This is a genomic window from Cellulophaga lytica DSM 7489, assembly GCF_000190595.1.
Classification (GTDB): Bacteria; Bacteroidota; Bacteroidia; order Flavobacteriales; family Flavobacteriaceae; genus Cellulophaga; species Cellulophaga lytica.
Genome location: NC_015167.1, coordinates 2525769 through 2543349 on the forward strand (window position 1 = coordinate 2525769; position 17581 = coordinate 2543349).

At 30.8% G+C, this 17581-nt stretch carries 18 protein-coding genes; 5 read left to right on the forward strand and 13 right to left on the reverse strand.

Annotation, left to right across the window (positions count from 1 at the left end):
* Window positions 1–165: 165 nt before the first annotated feature.
* The gene (locus CELLY_RS11350) at window positions 166–1368 is read left to right on the forward strand and encodes an NAD(P)-dependent oxidoreductase (protein WP_013621824.1); all 1203 of its coding nucleotides are present in this window, start codon (window positions 166–168) and stop codon (window positions 1366–1368) included.
* 4 nt (window positions 1369–1372) lie between these two features.
* Here the strand turns inward: CELLY_RS11350 and CELLY_RS11355 are convergent, their stop codons facing one another.
* From CELLY_RS11355 to CELLY_RS11370, 4 genes are read right to left on the reverse strand one after another with little or no spacing between them, the layout of a single operon-like run.
* On the reverse strand, window positions 1373–2020 hold the full coding sequence (locus tag CELLY_RS11355) for a DUF1361 domain-containing protein (protein ID WP_013621825.1): 648 nt from the start codon (window positions 2018–2020) through the stop codon (window positions 1373–1375).
* A 2-nt stretch (window positions 2021–2022) separates the two neighbouring features.
* Complete coding sequence (locus CELLY_RS11360) at window positions 2023–2478, reverse strand: hypothetical protein (protein WP_013621826.1); 456 nt, start codon at window positions 2476–2478, stop codon at window positions 2023–2025.
* 55 nt (window positions 2479–2533) lie between these two features.
* On the reverse strand, window positions 2534–2827 hold the full coding sequence (locus CELLY_RS11365; protein ID WP_013621827.1) for a winged helix-turn-helix domain-containing protein: 294 nt from the start codon (window positions 2825–2827) through the stop codon (window positions 2534–2536).
* A gap of 2 nt (window positions 2828–2829) precedes the next feature.
* On the reverse strand, window positions 2830–3453 hold the full coding sequence (locus tag CELLY_RS11370; protein ID WP_013621828.1) for a hypothetical protein: 624 nt from the start codon (window positions 3451–3453) through the stop codon (window positions 2830–2832).
* 81 nt (window positions 3454–3534) lie between these two features.
* Here CELLY_RS11370 and CELLY_RS11375 point away from each other — a divergent pair, with 81 nt between their 5' ends.
* A complete protein-coding gene (locus CELLY_RS11375; protein ID WP_013621829.1) occupies window positions 3535–3897 on the forward strand; it encodes a DUF1801 domain-containing protein in 363 nt (120 codons plus the stop codon).
* Window positions 3898–3958: 61 nt separating this feature from the next.
* On the opposite strand, the gene CELLY_RS16755 is transcribed toward CELLY_RS11375, so the two are convergent.
* The 3 genes from CELLY_RS16755 to kdsA all read right to left on the reverse strand — a co-directional run bounded on the left by CELLY_RS16755 (window position 3959) and on the right by kdsA (window position 8814).
* On the reverse strand, window positions 3959–5875 hold the full coding sequence (locus CELLY_RS16755; protein ID WP_013621830.1) for a TlpA disulfide reductase family protein: 1917 nt from the start codon (window positions 5873–5875) through the stop codon (window positions 3959–3961).
* A gap of 105 nt (window positions 5876–5980) precedes the next feature.
* Window positions 5981–7951: a DUF3857 domain-containing protein gene (locus CELLY_RS11385; protein WP_013621831.1), complete on the reverse strand. Its 1971-nt coding sequence runs from the start codon at window positions 7949–7951 to the stop codon at window positions 5981–5983.
* A 41-nt stretch (window positions 7952–7992) separates the two neighbouring features.
* Window positions 7993–8814: a 3-deoxy-8-phosphooctulonate synthase gene (kdsA, locus tag CELLY_RS11390; RefSeq protein WP_013621832.1), complete on the reverse strand. Its 822-nt coding sequence runs from the start codon at window positions 8812–8814 to the stop codon at window positions 7993–7995.
* Between the two features lie 172 nt (window positions 8815–8986).
* Here kdsA and typA point away from each other — a divergent pair, with 172 nt between their 5' ends.
* Window positions 8987–10786, forward strand: coding sequence for a translational GTPase TypA (gene typA, locus CELLY_RS11395; RefSeq protein ID WP_013621833.1), 1800 nt, complete (start codon window positions 8987–8989; stop codon window positions 10784–10786).
* 121 nt (window positions 10787–10907) lie between these two features.
* Window positions 10908–11813 carry a hypothetical protein gene (locus tag CELLY_RS11400; RefSeq protein ID WP_013621834.1) on the forward strand — a complete coding sequence of 302 codons (906 nt, stop codon included), beginning with the start codon at window positions 10908–10910 and terminating at the stop codon, window positions 11811–11813.
* A gap of 44 nt (window positions 11814–11857) precedes the next feature.
* Here CELLY_RS11400 and ppgK read toward each other — a convergent pair whose 3' ends face one another.
* The gene (gene ppgK, locus CELLY_RS11405; RefSeq protein WP_013621835.1) at window positions 11858–12619 is read right to left on the reverse strand and encodes a polyphosphate--glucose phosphotransferase; all 762 of its coding nucleotides are present in this window, start codon (window positions 12617–12619) and stop codon (window positions 11858–11860) included.
* A 272-nt stretch (window positions 12620–12891) separates the two neighbouring features.
* Between ppgK and CELLY_RS11410 the strand changes: the two genes are divergently transcribed.
* Window positions 12892–13818 carry a LamG domain-containing protein gene (locus tag CELLY_RS11410; RefSeq protein ID WP_013621836.1) on the forward strand — a complete coding sequence of 309 codons (927 nt, stop codon included), beginning with the start codon at window positions 12892–12894 and terminating at the stop codon, window positions 13816–13818.
* A 55-nt stretch (window positions 13819–13873) separates the two neighbouring features.
* Here CELLY_RS11410 and CELLY_RS11415 read toward each other — a convergent pair whose 3' ends face one another.
* From CELLY_RS11415 to CELLY_RS11435, 5 genes are all read right to left on the reverse strand, one after another.
* Window positions 13874–14365, reverse strand: coding sequence for a hypothetical protein (locus tag CELLY_RS11415; protein WP_013621837.1), 492 nt, complete (start codon window positions 14363–14365; stop codon window positions 13874–13876).
* A 105-nt stretch (window positions 14366–14470) separates the two neighbouring features.
* On the reverse strand, window positions 14471–14851 hold the full coding sequence (locus CELLY_RS11420; protein ID WP_038506226.1) for a hypothetical protein: 381 nt from the start codon (window positions 14849–14851) through the stop codon (window positions 14471–14473).
* Between the two features lie 52 nt (window positions 14852–14903).
* A complete protein-coding gene (locus tag CELLY_RS11425; protein WP_013621839.1) occupies window positions 14904–16364 on the reverse strand; it encodes a potassium/proton antiporter in 1461 nt (486 codons plus the stop codon).
* A gap of 71 nt (window positions 16365–16435) precedes the next feature.
* Window positions 16436–16897 (reverse strand): hypothetical protein, encoded by a 462-nt coding sequence (locus CELLY_RS11430; RefSeq protein ID WP_034644920.1) that lies wholly within the window; start codon window positions 16895–16897, stop codon window positions 16436–16438.
* Window positions 16898–17017: 120 nt separating this feature from the next.
* Window positions 17018–17494 (reverse strand): hypothetical protein, encoded by a 477-nt coding sequence (locus CELLY_RS11435; RefSeq protein WP_013621841.1) that lies wholly within the window; start codon window positions 17492–17494, stop codon window positions 17018–17020.
* Between the last annotated feature and the right edge of the window lie 87 nt (window positions 17495–17581).

Consider the following 17581-nt stretch of genomic DNA (forward strand, 5'->3'; position numbering starts at 1 on the left):
TTTTTAAGTTTTATAGCTATAAAACTTAAAAAAGATGTCGCTACTATCCCTAACGCGGTCGGCAAAGGTAATTCAAAAAGTATTCCAAAAAAAGTTTTGTTTGTCATCTTGTCATATGTTACATTTACAACTATACTTAAATTTTAAGTTATAAAACAATTTTCTATGAAATTCGGAATCATTAAAGAACGTAAAAACCCGCCAGACCGTCGTGTGGTATTATCTCCAGAAGCTTGCAAAAAGGTTATAAAAAACTATAAACAAGCTCAAGTAATAGTAGAACCGTCAGATATTAGGGTTTATAATGATTCAGAATACACAGAGCAAAATATTACAGTAGCCAACCAAATGCAAAATTGTGATGTTCTTGTAGGTGTTAAAGAAGTACCTATAAGCGCATTAATACCTAATAAAAAGTATTTTTTCTTTTCGCATACCATAAAAAAACAACCCTATAACAGAGACTTACTAAAAGCTATATTAGAAAAAAATATAGAGTTTTACGATCATGAAGTTATAGTAAGTCAAAAAAACACACGCTTAGTAGCTTTTGGTAAATACGCGGGTATTGTTGGTGCATACAATGGTTTTAGAGCTTATGGTTTAAAATACGGTGCTTACAACTTACCTAAAGCCGAAACATTAAAAGATCAGCAAGAGTTAATAACCCAATTAAAAAAAATAAAATTACCAAATATTAAAATTGTGCTAACAGGTAAAGGCCGTGTGGGTAACGGAGCCAAGGAAATGTTAGACGGTATGGGCTTAGAGCAAGTAGGCTTAAAAGACTATTTAAATAAAAGTTTTAATATTCCTGTTTATTGCCAAATAGACGTTTTAGATTACAACAAACGTAAAGATGGTGAGCGTAGCAACAAGCAAGAGTTTTTTACCAATCCATCAGAATATAAGTCTAACTTTTTTAGGTTTGCAAAAGTGTCAGACATATATATAGCAGGGCATTTTTACGGAGACGGAGCACCATACTTATTTACAAAAGAGGATGCAAAACATACCGATTTTAAAATAAAGGTTGTAGCAGATATTAGTTGCGACATTAACGGCCCTGTAGCTACAACCATTAAAGCATCTACCATTGCAGATCCTGTGTATGGTTATGATCCAGAAACAGGTGAAGAAACAGATTATAAAAATCCTAATGCCATAGCAGTTATGGCTGTAGATAATTTACCATGTGAGTTGCCAAGAGATGCAAGCGTAGGTTTTGGACAGTCTTTTATAAAACACGTAATCCCCGCCTTTTTTAATGAGGATAAAGACGGAGTGTTAGAACGTGCTAGAATGACAAAAGATGGCAAGTTAACCGATAGGTTTTCTTATCTACAAGACTATGTAGACGGTAAATAGTACTTTATTTTTTAAAGACTATTTTTTTATGTAGCGTCCAAAATAAAATATATAACAAACCACCAAAAGCAAACGTCATTGACCAAACATTGTAATTGGTTAAACTGTGTGCAATATTGTAGGCAAGTATATGTGGTTTTGTAAATAAATCCCAAGAGTTAAAACGTAAAAACCTACCTAAGTACACACCATAACCACAAAGTAAACACAGGTATATCATAAAAAAATGAGCATTTTTAGCATTGTACTTACTTTTTAGCACATGGTAAACATCTATCATAGAGAATAACCCAAGTAGCAAACCAATAATAGCGTATACAAATACAAGTAACAAGTCTAACCAAACTAAAGTAGCATTTTCGTTTTGTAAATGTATAAGGTCTGTAATTATATACGGGCTATTAGGTAAAAACAGTAGCCACATTCCAAAAAAAACAAATTGTCCTATTTTGCTATAGTTACTATTGTTTAGGTACTTTAATACCTGAGAAAATAAATAGGGTAAACCAGCCAAAAATAAGTTCCACACTAAAAAACTAAAAAATAATGATCCTGTAATTTTTATGCGAACTGCTAAAATTAAAATAGCAAAACTTATGGCTGCTAATAAACCAATGTTAGAGGTTGTAAATAAAATTAATTTCTGTTTCATTTTTATGATATTAAAAAGGTTGTTTTAATTTTTTGGACAGGTAAATGCAGCATTCTTAAAAAATTTAACTGATGAAATTGTAAAGCTTTACCGCCTTTGTAGTATGCTTTTTTAAAAACTTTAAAATAGTCAGGGTAGAGTAGTAGCCCTAAAAATACAACCGAGAATAAATAAAGACTACGCTTGCCATTTCCTAACAAATAAAACTGCATGCTAATTTCTTCTGGTACTGTAATACCTGTATTTGTAAGTACATGAAATACATCATGACTTTCTAACTTTGCTTGTAGTTCAAAATTATGTTTTGTTATAAAAATACCTAAACTATTACCTAATGTACCTTTAGGGTAGTCTAATAAAGTGGCTATTTGTATGTTCCATGCATTGTTCTTTTTTAAAAATTTCTGATACGGAATTTTACTCCAGTCATATAACTTTTCTAATACTATTGCTCTCATATTTTAATTTTTAAAAGTACTTTGTTTTTCAAAGTGTAGGGGTAAAAAAATAGTACTATTGTTTTCCTATTAATTTTTCAAGTGCATCTATATGTTTTTTAAACTCTTGCTTACCCAATTTTGTGGCAGAATATCGTGTATTTGGTTTTTTACCAATAAATTGTTTTTCAACCTTTATATACTCTACCTTTTCTAAAGATTTGGTGTGACTGGCTATATTACCGTCAGTTGCACCTAATAGTTCTTTTAACATATTAAAATCTGCATAATCATTAACCATTAAAATAGACATAATGCCCAATCTAATACGGTGATCAAATGCTTTATTAATATTGTTTATAATACTCATACTTAACTACGATCATGTTTAAAATACATTAAAGATCCATAAATAATATGGCAGACTCCAAAACCTAAGGCCCAAAAATATAAACCATATCCAATAAATTGGGTAGAAATTAAACCAATAGCAATTATTGTTATGCCTAAATAACGTACGCCGCCCAATGTGTATTTACTAGCATTAACACAGGCAAGTCCGTAAAAAATTAGGGTAGCAGGAGCTACAATTTTTATGTATTCATATTGTATTAACACCAAACAAAATAGTCCGCCAACAACCAATGGTAGCGCAAAGTTTAGTAATAAACGTTTGCTAGATACATCCCACATTTTTTCACCACTTTTTTTAGCTTTAAAATAGGTAAGTACAGTACCAGTTACTAAGGCCAACACCATAACGCTTAAAGCAATTATAAGTAAACTATCTAGTGCGCCAAAAGTCATCAAAAAACGTTTTAACTTACTTGGTTCTGCTTTTATATTATGTATAATATTGTGTGCTAAATAAGCTCCAATTAACGCATACACGCCAGCTAATATTCCAGACAGTCCACTTAAAGACATAAAACGAGACGACTTACTCATCATATTCTTAATTTCAGAAATATCGTCTAAGTATTTTTTAGAATCCATATTTAAAGTACTTTGAAAAACAAAGTAAGTTAAAATAATTGTGTTATGCAACAACCCATATAAAATTTATATATTTAAATTATGAAACCAGCGGAAGAATACATCTACAATGCACCAGAAAATTATAGACCTATTTTAATGCATTTACACGGAACTATAGTACGTACTTTGCCTAGTGTAGATTTAAAGTTTAAATACAAGCTTCCTTATTTTTATGTAGATGATAGTCCTTTTTGTCATTTAAATTACAATAAAAACTATGTAGATTTGGTTTTTAAAAACGGACAATATTTAACAAAGTATACAGAGTTGTTAGTTGTAGACGGACGTAAAAAAATGAAATCTTTACGTTATACAAGTTTAGAGGAAGTTAATGATACTGTTTTAGTAGCTGTGGTTAAAGATGCTTACCAGGTACGCCATAAAAAGTTTTATGGAAATTAATTTTTAAAAAAAGAAAAGGCAACTGGTTAGAGTTGCCTTATTGATAACTAAATGTAAATGGTTACGAGTTTAGCAAGTCAATCTTTAATGATAATTCTTTTACTAATTTATCTGTACTACCACTGTAGCCAACAGATACAAATTTTATGTTTCCGTCCGGACCAATAATTACTTTTGTAGGTATACCTGTTACCTCAAAATTAGACGCAACTTGGTATTCTCTACTACCTTCTTTAACAGGGTTATCTACCACAACCTGAAAGCTATAATTGTTATTTTTTACAAAATCACCAGCTAATTTACTTCTGGTTTCATAGTCACCGCTTTCCATAGTGTCTACAAATAAAAATACCACATTTTTATTGTCTTTATATTTGTCTACAGCTTTTTGCATACCAGGAAAAGAAGCCTTACAAGGGCCACACCAGGTTGCCCAAAAATCTAAAATAACAGTTTTACCTTTTAAAGATGCTAGTTCTACCGTTTCTCCTTCTAAATTTTTAAGTCTAAAGTTTTTAGGCTTTTCATTTATCATTTCTTCTTTGGTTTTTGCAACCAATTTTTGATGCCCAACTTTTTCAAGTGCTTTTAACTTTTCTTCAAAACCGTTTTCAGAACCGTTTTGTGTAATGTAAGCTTTTTTATAGTAGTCATTAATTTTTGCTGTTGTGTTGCCTTCTTCAATAAATTTAGCGGCTTCTTTTAAAACGGTATCGTACTGTTTACCTTCACTTAAAAACATAATATAACGTTCATTAAGCTCAGGGTCTTTGCCTTCTGCAATTGCTTCTTTTTGGTAGCTTATGGCTTCATCAATTTCTCCTTGTTTAAACTTAATTAACGCATACGTATCTGCATACATATTGTATGAACTTTTCATATTATCTATGTACTGAGATTTTGTACTGTATGCAGGTTTTTCTTCAGGATTATTTATTGCGTTTTTAGTAAGTTCTAGAGATTTTTTAGATATTTCTGCTGCAAAGTCTAAATTTTCTCCTTTCTCTGCATAACTCCAAGCAAGACTATTATATGAGCTAGGTAGCATATTTTTATCGGTCACCTGAGACATTAGTTGTACATACTCTTCTTTATTTCCATTTTCTATGGCTTTAGCGGCTAGCCTAGTAACCATATAGTCTTTAATTTTGCTTTTTTCGCCAAATACTTCTTTAAATTTGGTGTAAAGCTGTTTTTGCTTTTCATAATCTTGTTCTTTATAAAAAGTAGCCCAAGCTTTTTGCTGTGCATTTGTACCAGTAGGAAATTTTTCTTCCATAACAAGCTGTAAAGAATCTGTTTTACTTTTTTCTCCTAAAGTTTGGTATAGGGAGTTAAGGTTTCTATAGTCTTGTTCTGTTAAGTTGGTGTTATTAGAGTAAGTAGCAATACGTTCTTTAATATAGTTTTCTGCTTCTGTTTTATCTTCTGCCATAAAAGTTCTAGGAAATACAACATCCCAGTCTTTCTGAATTTCCTTATGAGATAATACATCTGAGCTCATTTCTTTATAAGCTTCTTTTTTATCTACATCTAAACCAAGGTTAGCACCCATTCTTAATTTAAAGTTAGCCAAACTAGCCATTGCACCAGCTAAAGTGTCGCCGTTACTATTTGTTAATGGCAGCAAATATCCTTTGTTATTGTTAGTGTCAAAGTCCTTTTTATTTTTAAAATTAAACGCAATAGCAATTGCAGAATCTGGTATTACAATAGAAGCTTTGTATAAACTATCTGCTTTACTCAAGTTAAGATCTACAGGATATTGTTTATAACCAACCGTATAATAGTAAAAAGCATTAATATCTTCCTTTTTAGCTGTAGTGGCATAACTTAGGTGTAAAGAGTCTCCTGGTGTTGGTGTAGCACTAGAAATATGTAAAGATCCTATAGTAGTACCAGTGTCTTTTGTTGTATTATCACATGAAAAGCATAACAAAGCAAATGTAAATGCTAATAAACATTTTATAGTTTTCATCTTTTATCTAATTTTTTAGTTGAAAGATAAAAGTATTAGATTTGTAGGAAAATAACTAGTTAAAATTGAATTATTTATAATTTTTTTTAACTATTTAGCATTAAATTAAAGTTTTTTTAAAACAATTAAAGAATTGTTCTGAGCATTAATTACTTGTTTAAAAAGTTCTTTTAAAGAAAAGTATTCTTCAGGACTATATTGTTCTTTATTTATTATTAATTTGAAGGACACAGTAATTAATCCAGGTTTAGAGTTAACCAACATTTGCAATCTACCTCCTTTGTTAGGTAGAGACAAGTTAATACTTTTAGGTATTTCTACAATGGTGTAGCTTGTTGGAATTTTTATTTTGGCTGCATAAGTGTAAGTACGTTTAAATCCAAAATCTACAGGGTATTTACGATCTTCTGCAGTGAAAGGGTTAGAGGAGCCAAAAGACTTAACTAAAAACGGGTTTATATACAATGTATTTTGGTCTAGTACAGTGTTGTCAGTATATGAGAAATTTTCAACAGTACGTTTTTCATTGCTTTGCTCTTCAACTAAATTATACTCGTTAATTTCTGCATTAACCCCAATCTCTTTTTCCTTATCGTTTAAATAATCATCTTCTGTGGTGTCGTTTAAAACTTTTTTTCTTTCAATAGCTAAATAACCACTATTCATTTCATTATAGGAGCCTGTAATTTTATGAGTTTCTGGATCTAATTCTAAGTTAGCTAATACGTAAAGCTGATTGTCTTTTTGTGGCGTAATAGTTTCCCAGTAACTATCGTTTTTAAAGTCCATTACTCTACCTTGGTAGTTTAATGCTCTGTATGGTAACATACCAAATGGCATTAACTTATCAGACGCATCTAGTAAATATGTTTTTCCGCCAATTATAGTTTTAGCTATCACATAGTTAAAATCAGACATTACCGGATGAGATTTTTTAGGCAAGCCATTACTTCTGGTAGATAATAAGACTAAATCTGTTTTTAAACCAGCACTGTTTAATAGGTTTATTAAGGAAATATTTATTTCACCTATGTTTCCTGTTTTATTATCAAAAGCATTTTTTACTCTAATATCCCTGTAAATACCATACTTGCCATTCCAAGTAAACCTATCTTTTACAAAATTAAAAATGTTTTTAGCTCTGGTTAAAGAGTCACCTTCTGTTAATAGAGACTCTGGTACATTTTTCTCAAAAAAACCTTTTTTAGTTAATTGTCTACCTATGTTTTTATCTTGTTTAAATTCTTTATCTACATCTTGCCAAGTTTGTGTAAATCTATCTCTACCTCCTTTTAAATCATAATGTACAGATAACTCAAAATCTATTCTAGAAATGTAATTTTTAGGAGAGAGCATAAAATCTTCATCGTCATTAAATGCAGGTATATCTTTCATGGCATATTTTAATACCTCGCAATCAGCGCTTTCTGGGTAGCCATCTACTTTAAAACATCTTTTTTCTATCTCAGATGTATTGGTTTCTAACTTTAAAAAACCAATTAGACTCCTATTATAAACATAGTTTCCGGGAATTTTTGCGTTAAACTCACTATATATTTTTGGAATATTAGATTGAAATTGCCATCCTTTAAAATTGTATATAAAAGGAGATGTTAAAGTGTATTCAAGTTCTATAATACTACCAACCTTAGCATCAGGAAAAGCAAATTTTTTGGTAGACCATCTTTCATTTTCACGGACGGTGAATATATTATTTAACGATAATTTTATCTTAGACTGTCCATTATGAGTAACGGCTTTAATATCCTCAATTTTTTCACTAACCTTGTTATTAGCATAATATGAAATAGCTACATTAGCTTTAGAAAGTCCTTCTTTTTTTAATATTTTTATTTTAGAATAATACTTTTTTACAACTTGTATCCTATTATCTATTACCTTAAAGTAATTATCGCCTTTTTCATAAAGTACAACGGCATTGGCTGTGCTGTCTTTTTCATAAATAGTTAAGTTTTTATCAAAATCAGATAATTGTCCAAAAGTGTAACTTTCTTGCGCAACAAGTTGTGTAGTGCTTATTAAAGCAATACAAAATAATAAGATGTTTTTAAACATTGGTATGGTAAGTTTGATTGGTTTTGATTGATGAATTGTGTTTACTCTAAACTATTTACTGTTTTCCTAATGGCTACTAGGTTTGTTAGTACTCGCTCTAAATGATCTAAGTGTAACATATTTGCACCATCACTTTTAGCATTTGCTGGGTCAAAATGTGTTTCCATAAAAATACCATCTGCACCAGTTACAATACCGGCCCTTGCAATGGTTTCTATCATATCTGGTCTACCACCTGTAACACCAGAAGATTGGTTTGGCTGTTGTAAAGAGTGTGTTACGTCTAATACAACAGGTGCATATTGCTTCATAGTTGGTATACCTCTAAAATCTACAATCATATCTTGGTAGCCAAACATAGTACCACGATCTGTAACCATAACTTGTTGGTTGTTGCTATCTGTAACCTTAGTAACTGCATGTTGCATACTTTCAGGACTCATAAATTGTCCTTTTTTAAGGTTAACAACTTTACCTGTATTTGCAGCCGCAACAACTAAATCTGTTTGCCTAACTAAAAAAGCAGGTATTTGCAATACATCTACATATTCTGCAGCTTTTTCTGCATCAGATACTTCATGAATATCTGTAACTGTAGGAACTTTAAAAGTTTCTGATACTTTGCGTAATATTTTAAGCGCTTTTTCATCACCAATCCCTGTAAAGGAATCTACTCTACTACGGTTTGCTTTTTTAAAACTTCCTTTAAAAACATAAGGAATTTCTAACTTATCTGTAATTGTAATTATTTTTTCAGCAATACGTAAAGCCATATCCTCACCTTCTATAGCACAAGGGCCAGATAGTAAGAAAAAATTGTCGCTTTTTGTGTGTTTTATTTGAGGTATAAGATCTAAGTTCATCTGTGTTCTAAATTTGTAATTGCAAAGATAGTAGTTTTTACCAGTATTTTACATTTTGTAAACAAGCTCTAAATCAGTATAATAAGAAATTGTAATCTTTTGCTTTTGAGTAAAAAAAATAGAGTATCTTTGCGCGCGCATTTAGGAAGGTAAATGCATTTAAAAATCAGTTATGTCAACAACAAAGAACATTGCAATTATTGCCCACGTAGATCACGGGAAAACGACCTTGGTAGATAAAATCATGTACCACTGTCAGTTATTTAGAGAAAACCAAAATACAGGTGATCTTATATTAGATAACAACGATTTAGAACGCGAACGCGGAATAACAATCGTATCTAAAAACGTTTCTGTAGTCTATAAAGACACAAAAATTAACATTATAGATACTCCTGGTCACGCCGATTTTGGTGGAGAGGTAGAGCGAGTATTAAATATGGCAGATGGAGTTTTACTTTTAGTAGATGCTTTTGAAGGACCTATGCCACAAACTCGTTTTGTATTGCAAAAAGCAATTGACCTTGGTTTAAAACCTTGTGTTGTTGTTAATAAGGTTGATAAAGAAAACTGTACGCCAGAAGAAGTACACGAAAAAGTTTTTGACTTAATGTTTGAGTTAGGAGCAGAGGAGTGGCAGTTAGATTTTCCAACAGTATACGGTTCAGCTAAAAATAACTGGATGAGTGACGACTGGAAAAACGAAACAGAAAATATAGAGCCATTATTAGATATGGTTATTGAGCATATTCCAACTTTTGAACCAAAAGAAGGAAATACTCAAATGCTTATTACTTCGTTAGATTATTCTTCATTTACAGGAAGAATTGCTATTGGTAGATTACAACGTGGTGGCTTAAAAGAAGGTCAGCAAATTTCTTTAGTAAAAAGAGATGGTACCATTACAAAATCTAAAATAAAAGAACTTTATACTTTTGAAGGTCTTGGTAGATTAAGAGTAGAAGAAGTTAATACAGGAGATATTTGTGCTATTGTAGGTTTAGAAGGATTTGAAATTGGTGATACTGTTGCTGATATGGAAAACCCTGAAAAATTAGAGAGTATTGCTATTGATGAGCCAACAATGAGTATGTTGTTTACAATTAACGATTCTCCTTTCTTTGGTAAAGATGGTAAGTTTGTAACTTCTCGTCATATTAAAGATCGTTTAGAGCGTGAGTTAGAGAAAAACTTAGCGTTACGTGTAAACGAAACTGATAGTGCTGATAAATTTTTAGTATTTGGACGTGGTGTATTACACTTGTCTGTACTTATTGAAACAATGCGTAGAGAAGGTTATGAACTACAAATTGGACAACCACAAGTTATTATTAAGGAGATTGATGGTGTTAAATGTGAGCCTGTAGAAAGTTTAACTATAGATTTACCAGAGGCTGTATCAGGTAAAGCAGTAGAAATGGTTTCTATGCGTAAAGGTGAAATGACTAGTATGGAGGCAAAAGGAGAGCGTATGGTATGCGAGTTCTTAATTCCTTCTCGTGGTATTATTGGTCTTAGAAACCAATTATTAACTGCAACTGCTGGTGAGGCTATTATGGCACACCGTTTCTTAGAGTACCAACCAATGCGTGGAGATATTCCTCAGCGTCAAAATGGTTCTTTAGTTTCTATGGAAACAGGAAAAGCAATTCCTTATTCTATTGATAAATTACAAGACAGAGGTAAGTTCTTTGTAGATCCAGGCGAAGATATTTACGAAGGTCAAGTAATTGGAGAAAACTCTAGAGGTGATGATATGACAGTTAACATCACTAAAACTAAAAAGTTATCTAACGTACGTTCTTCAGGGGCAGATGATAAAGCTAAAATTGTACCAGCTATTAAATTCTCTTTAGAAGAAGCTTTAGAATACATACAAAAAGATGAGTACGTAGAGGTAACTCCTGCGCACTTAAGATTACGTAAAATTTACTTAACAGAAAATGAACGTAAACGTAATAAAATAGCTTAATTAATTAAGTTTATACTACTAAAATCCCAAGACATAAGTCTTGGGATTTTTTTTATTTATTTCTGAAATGTTTTGTAAGTTTAAACGACTACTAATTAGTAACACATAAATATAGAAAATAATGAAATTAACAGTGAAACTTGTAAGTTTATTTGCGGTATTAAGTTTTGTAGCTTGTAAGGAAGCAAGTAAAAAAGAAGCTGCTAAATCTACAGTAACTCAAACAGAAAAATCTGAATATCAAATACCAGATTCTTGGATAGAAAAAAGAGTTACTTCTGCTAGTAATAGATTAAATGCTACAGAGGCTGGTAAAGTTTTATGGGGTGCAATGGAGGCACATGGCGGACTAAAAAAATGGTATGCTAACGGTTATTTATCTTTTAGATTTAATTACCAACCATTAAATGGTAAAGGTATTAGAGACTCATACCAAACTATAGATACTTGGAGCAACAAAGCAAGGCACAATAGTATTACAGATAAAAATGATATTTTTGGTTGGGATGGTAATGAGGCTTGGATAAAAGCAAAAGACAGTACTTCTTTTGAGTACGATACTAAATTTTGGGCGTTAACTCCAATATACTTTTCTGGCCAGCCATTTGTTTTTGACGGTAAAGGTGTTAACTTAGAGTTATTGCCACAAGTAGAATTTAAAGGAGCTTTACAAAATGTAGTTAAAGTAACGTATGACAAAGGTGTGGGTTCTGCTCCAGATGATTACTACATTATGTATATAAATGCAGAAACTAATTTGGTAGATGCTTTTAAATATATTGTTTCTTACCCAGAATATTTTCCTGAAGGCGGACACGCTCCAGAAAAAATAACAGTAACACAAGAAACTACAACTGTAAACGGTATTGTATTTGCTAAAGGATTTAAAACATATTGGTCTAAACCAGAGGAAGAAAATGGTCTAGGAGAATACATTACTAAAATAGATGTTAGTGATATTAGTTTTTCTAATAAAGTACCAGAAAATTACTTTTCTAAACCTAATGGAGCAGAAGTATTAAAATAATACCAAATCATTTTAATATTCATCAAAAGCCTTTATAATATGTATTATAAAGGCTTTTTTTTATGCTTTTTATTTTTTATAGTAGCAGAGGCGGCGCCTATAATTCCCGCGTGATTTTCTAAAACAGCAGGTATTACGGGGGTATTAATTTTTATGTGTTTGCTAAATTTATCAAACTCCTTAGATATACCACCACCAATAACTATAGTATCTGGTGCTACTAACAACTCTACGTATTGTAGAAAAGTGTTTAAACGTTTTCCCCATTTTTTAAAAGAAAGTTCTTCTCTTTGTCTGGCAGAGTCTGCTGCCCATAGTTCTATTTTTTTATGTTTTTTATATGGTATTTGTCCTAACTCAAAATTAGGAATTAGTTTACCATCTAAGTAAGCACTACTTCCTAAGCCGGTACCTACGGTAATCATAATTACAAAGCCTTTAAGCTCTTTACCTACACCATAGTTCATTTCAGCATAACAAGCAGCATCAGCATCATTAATAACTGTAAAAGGTAAGCCAGTAGTTTCAGAAAAAAGTTTAGTCACGTCTGTGTCTACCCATTTTTTATGTAAATTTCCTGGTGTTTTACAAATTCCGTTTTTTATTAACGTAGGAAACCCACAACCAACTGGTCCGTTGTAATTAAAATGTTTAATAATTTTTTTAACCACCTTAGCCATTTCTTTTGGTTTTTTAGTAGGCGGAGTAGGAATCCTAAATCGTTCTGTAATTTTTTCTCCTGTTTTTACGTTTACAAGTGCTCCTTTAATTCCAGAACCACCAATGTCTATACCAAGTACTTCCATTTAGTTACTTTATAGTTAGGATTAACAAAGTAACAAAAAAACTTTTAAGAGTGTGTATTAATTAAATCTATGTAATATTTAAAGATTTTATATGTCATCACAATAGTAGCAATTATTTGTAACTAATTTGTAATAAGTTATTTGCAGTTTTTTATGTTAATGCTCTTAAATTATTTTAAATTTTACAGGCAATTATTAGATGTAGTTTTTAAGCTTATTCTAGATCAGCATTAATTCTTTTTTTATTTTTTTGATAAAGAAAAAACTTACAAATGTTAAAAATAAATTTAAAATATTTAATTGTATTGATCATTTTTAGTGGTTTATCATGTAGTAGTTCTAGTGATGATAATACCGTTAATACTGCTGTAAACAATGATATTGCTGAAGAAACTCCGTTTTTTATAGATGGTAACAGTCCTACTCCCTTGGGTAAAAAATGGACCAAGATTGAAAATATATCAGATGAGTTTAATAATAATAGTTTTGATGAAGCTAAATGGGAAAATACTAGTACACGTTGGATAGGCAGAGCTCCAGGAATTTTTAAAGCGAATACAGTATCAGAAGCTGATGGTAATTTATTGCTAACTTCATATGAGTTAAACGAGCCAGAAGTAATTAATGGCGACACTTTTACTCACGCAGGTTCTAATATTTACTCTAAAAACGCAGTACAAGTTGGTACTTATGTAGAATGTAGTATGAAAGCAAATAAAACTTTTATGTCTTCTACATTTTGGTTAATTAATGTTGTTGGTGAGGGTGAGGGTTGTGATAAAAGAGTAACAGAATTGGATATACAAGAGTGTGTTGGGCAAATTACAGGAACGGCAAATTTTGCTAAAACTTTTGATGAAACAATGCATTCAAATACACATAGTAGAAATACTGCTTGTGATGAAACCCCAGTTGGGTCTGAAGGAAATAATGTAACTACAGGAGAAAAGGTTTGGGAAGATTACCATATCTACGGTGCTTGGTGGAAGAGTCCAACAGAAATAGAGTTTTATCTTGATGGTAAAAAAGTTTATAGCATAACTCCCAAAGCAGAGTTTAATTTGCAAATGTACTTAAGGTTGGTGGTAGAAACTTATGATTGGAATCCAGTTCCTGAAGATGGAGGAATGACAGGTACTAAATCAGAAAGAACAACTTATTATGACTGGGTTAGATCTTGGGAATTAAAAGATATATAACCTTTAAATAATGCAATTAAAAAAGCCCTTTACTCTTGTAAAGGGCTTTTTTAAGTTAATTAAACTGTAGTAATTTTTTATTAATTAATGTTTCCCATTTTTTAGCTAATTGCAGCTCTCCAGTAAGTTGCATTTTTAAATCGGAATCATACACGGTAAAAGATACTTCTGGGTCTTGATTGTAACGTGGAATAAATTTTAAATCCAACCCTTCAACAATATATTCTTTACGGTTTTTAGCATTAATAGCTTTTGTATGGGTAGCAATTTTACACTTTTTAATGCCAGTTAAATTTACAGACCCTTGGTTTATTATGCCTTCTTCATTTTTGTAATAAAAAACTTGATTTTGTTTATGGTCTATTCCAATAATAAAACCAGCATTAATATCATAATCATTAACTGTACAATTATCTTTTTTAGCCACTTCTTCTAAAGATGTAAGCATTTTCTTTTCTCTTTTTTTTCTTCCTCTGGCTATAAAAATAAATGGCAATAAGCATATTACCACTATTATAATAGCTACTATATCTGTTTCTAAATCCATTTTTATTTTTTTAAGTTGATGTATGTAAAGTGTGGCTATGTGTGTTTACATAGCCTTTGTTTGTAATTTGTTTTCACTGTAGTACAGTAAAAAACATCAGCTTAATTACAAGAAATAATGAAAAGGAAATATTAGTTTTAGCTTTTTAAGTTGTGCTAAAAAGTTAATATAAGTACTTTGGTAATTAGAGCTTAACGATAGAGTATTATGCGGAGTTGCATAAGTACTAGGTGTTAAAAAACTCTGAAAAAGATTTTTTAAATTAGAAGGGTAGTTGCTGTTATTACTAGGAATACTAACAACATTTTCTGTTTGTGAAGACTGTAAAAAGAAGTTGTTAGATGCATTGTATGAAAACTGAACTTCTTTAGCTGTAGAAATATCTTCTGCATTATAAGACGCAAGAGAATTTGTTACAACACCCATTGCCAAGCAATACAGTGTGGTAAGTAAAAATGTGCTTATAAAATTAACTGTTTTTTTCACGCCACAAATGTACTTTAATCTATAAATAAGTAAATGTTAATTTATATTAAAGTTACTTATTAAGGCAGCTTTTTACATTGTCTATAGCTTCTTGCTTGTCTGCAAGTACTACTAATATATCTTTATCTTCAATAACTGTAGACCCGTTTGGTGTAACGTATTTATTATCTCTACGTATCATTGCTATAATTGCGTGTTTAGGAAAACCTAAGTCTACAATTTTTTTATTTACAGCGTAGCAATTAGCGGTAACAGGAATTTCTTTTATTAATGCCTTTGGGTTATCTTCCATAAGAAGGTCTGTAGCACTTAACTTTTTTTCCTCGTTAGGTAAGGCTACATTTAACCATTTTGCCATTACAGATAACGTTGTACCTTGTATTATTACAGATGATACTGATATAAAAAACACAATATTAAACATCATATCTGCTTTATCTATACCTGCTAATAGTGGGTATGTAGCAAAAACAATAGGTACTGCACCACGTAAACCTACCCATGAGATGTAAAAACGACGTCTAAATTTCATTTTAAAAAATAGTAGACTTAAAAATACACTTACAGGGCGTGCTACTATAATTAAGAATAGAGATATTAATATTCCAAGGCCAAAAACCGGAATAATTTTAGAAGGAAAAACAAGTAAGCCAAGTGTTAAGAATAATACAATTTGCATTAACCAAGCTAAACCATCATACATTTTTAAAATGGTTTTTTTGTGAATTAGATCTTGGTTACCTAAGTAAACTGCACAAATATAAATAGCCAAAAAGCCATTACCACCAACAAAGTCTGTAGCAGAAAATGTAATAAACATTAATGCAATTACAAGTACAGGGTACAAACCTTCAAAATCTAGTTTAATTTTATTTATAATGTATTTACTTAATTTACCAAACCCAAAACCAGCAATAGCACCCAAAGCCATTTGCTGTATAAACATTGGTATTATAGAAAATATACTTTGATCCTGATTTATAACAAGAGTTAAAAAGGCAAGTGTTAGTACATATGCCATAGGATCATTACTACCACTCTCTAACTCTAGAGTTGGTCTTAAATTGTTTTTTAGTGCTAAGTTTTTAGATCTAAGAATAGAGAATACAGCTGCTGCATCTGTAGAAGATACAATAGAGCCAAGTAACATACTTTCATAAATTGTAAAATCTGTAATGTAAAATACAAAAGTACCTATAGTAACTGCGGTTAAAAGCACACCAATTGTAGATAGTACTATACCTTCTTTTAATATGGGTTTTACCGTGTTCCAGTTGGTATCTAATCCACCAGAAAAAAGAATAAAATTTAATGAGACTACACCTATAAATTGAGCAAGTTTTGGATCATCAAACTTAATACCCACAATACCATCAGACCCAGCAAGCATACCAATTACCAAGAATAATAATAAAGTTGGCACTCCAAATTTATAAGAAGTTTTGCCTACTATTATGCTTATAAAAAGCAATATAGAGCCAACTAATAATATATTTTCTATGGTTAAGTTCATTCAGTTTATTTTTGCTTAGCAACAAAAATAGTAGATATAAACTTATAAAATCGTGAAAATTTGTTAATCTATTACTTCATTAGTTTCCACCATTTTTTTTTCTTTGTAGATAAGTCTACTCTTGCGTCTAAAAAATCAAAATATTTTTTGTCTTCTTGCATAAAAAGAGGTTTTCCTTTAATGGTGTAAGCTCTATTTAGTTCACATTCTGCCCTATGTTTATTACCAATTTCTAGTTGGCATTGTCCCAGTCTTAAATGTATAAAAGGATTACCAATAGCATCTGGACATTGCATAGCGCTAGATAAATTTTTAACACCTGCTTCAAAATCCTTATTTATAAAATTAATGTCTCCAATAGATGCTAATAACCAAGTGCTAGTTTCCCATTTTGTTTTAGGTTCGGGAATTAGGTCATATGCAGACCAATATTTTTGTAACGCACTAGTATATTCTTCCTTTTCAGTTAATAAATCTGCAGCTTTAGATAATTGCAAAATTTGCATGTAAATATGGTCTTCCAATTCTTTCATTTGGACTTTTTGACGCATAAATTACAGCCTTTTTTAATGATATAAGTGGTTTATTTTAAAAGCATTGATAACTTAATGTTTAGTTAACTTTTTACAGTTTTAAGGTTAATTCTTTGTAATTTATTTTAAGCTATTAATTATTTTTTTAAAGTGTGGGTAATAGATGCGCCCCCACATAGGATTTTTTTGAAATTGATACACTTCATTAGTATCTGGATTAAAAATTACGGGTACCGTAAAACCAGCCCATTTTTTGCCAGATTTTAATTTTGTACAATATTCTTTGGCTTTTTCGTCTATATTATTAGAAATTAAAATAGCTATTACTCCAATACCAGATTGTAAACCACGAGGCCAACCCGTATAATTTTCTTTAGTGAAATTAAAAGATGCAGTAATATGTTGGTTAATGAGTTCTGGAGTTATTTTCTCATCTTTAAAATCTGTAGCAACAATAAATGTATTTAGTTGAGTTGCCATCCAAGCTAATTTAAACTTCTTTTCATAACCAATTACACTGGGTTTATTTACAATGTTATTATCAGAATGATAAATACCTTGAGCTATTAACTTTTGTTTAATTGTATTTGTTGTCATTGTAATGGGTTTAGTTATTTATATAATCATCAAAAATAACAGAATTATACAATTACAAATTAGCTGTTTACCGTGAAATTGCTATTT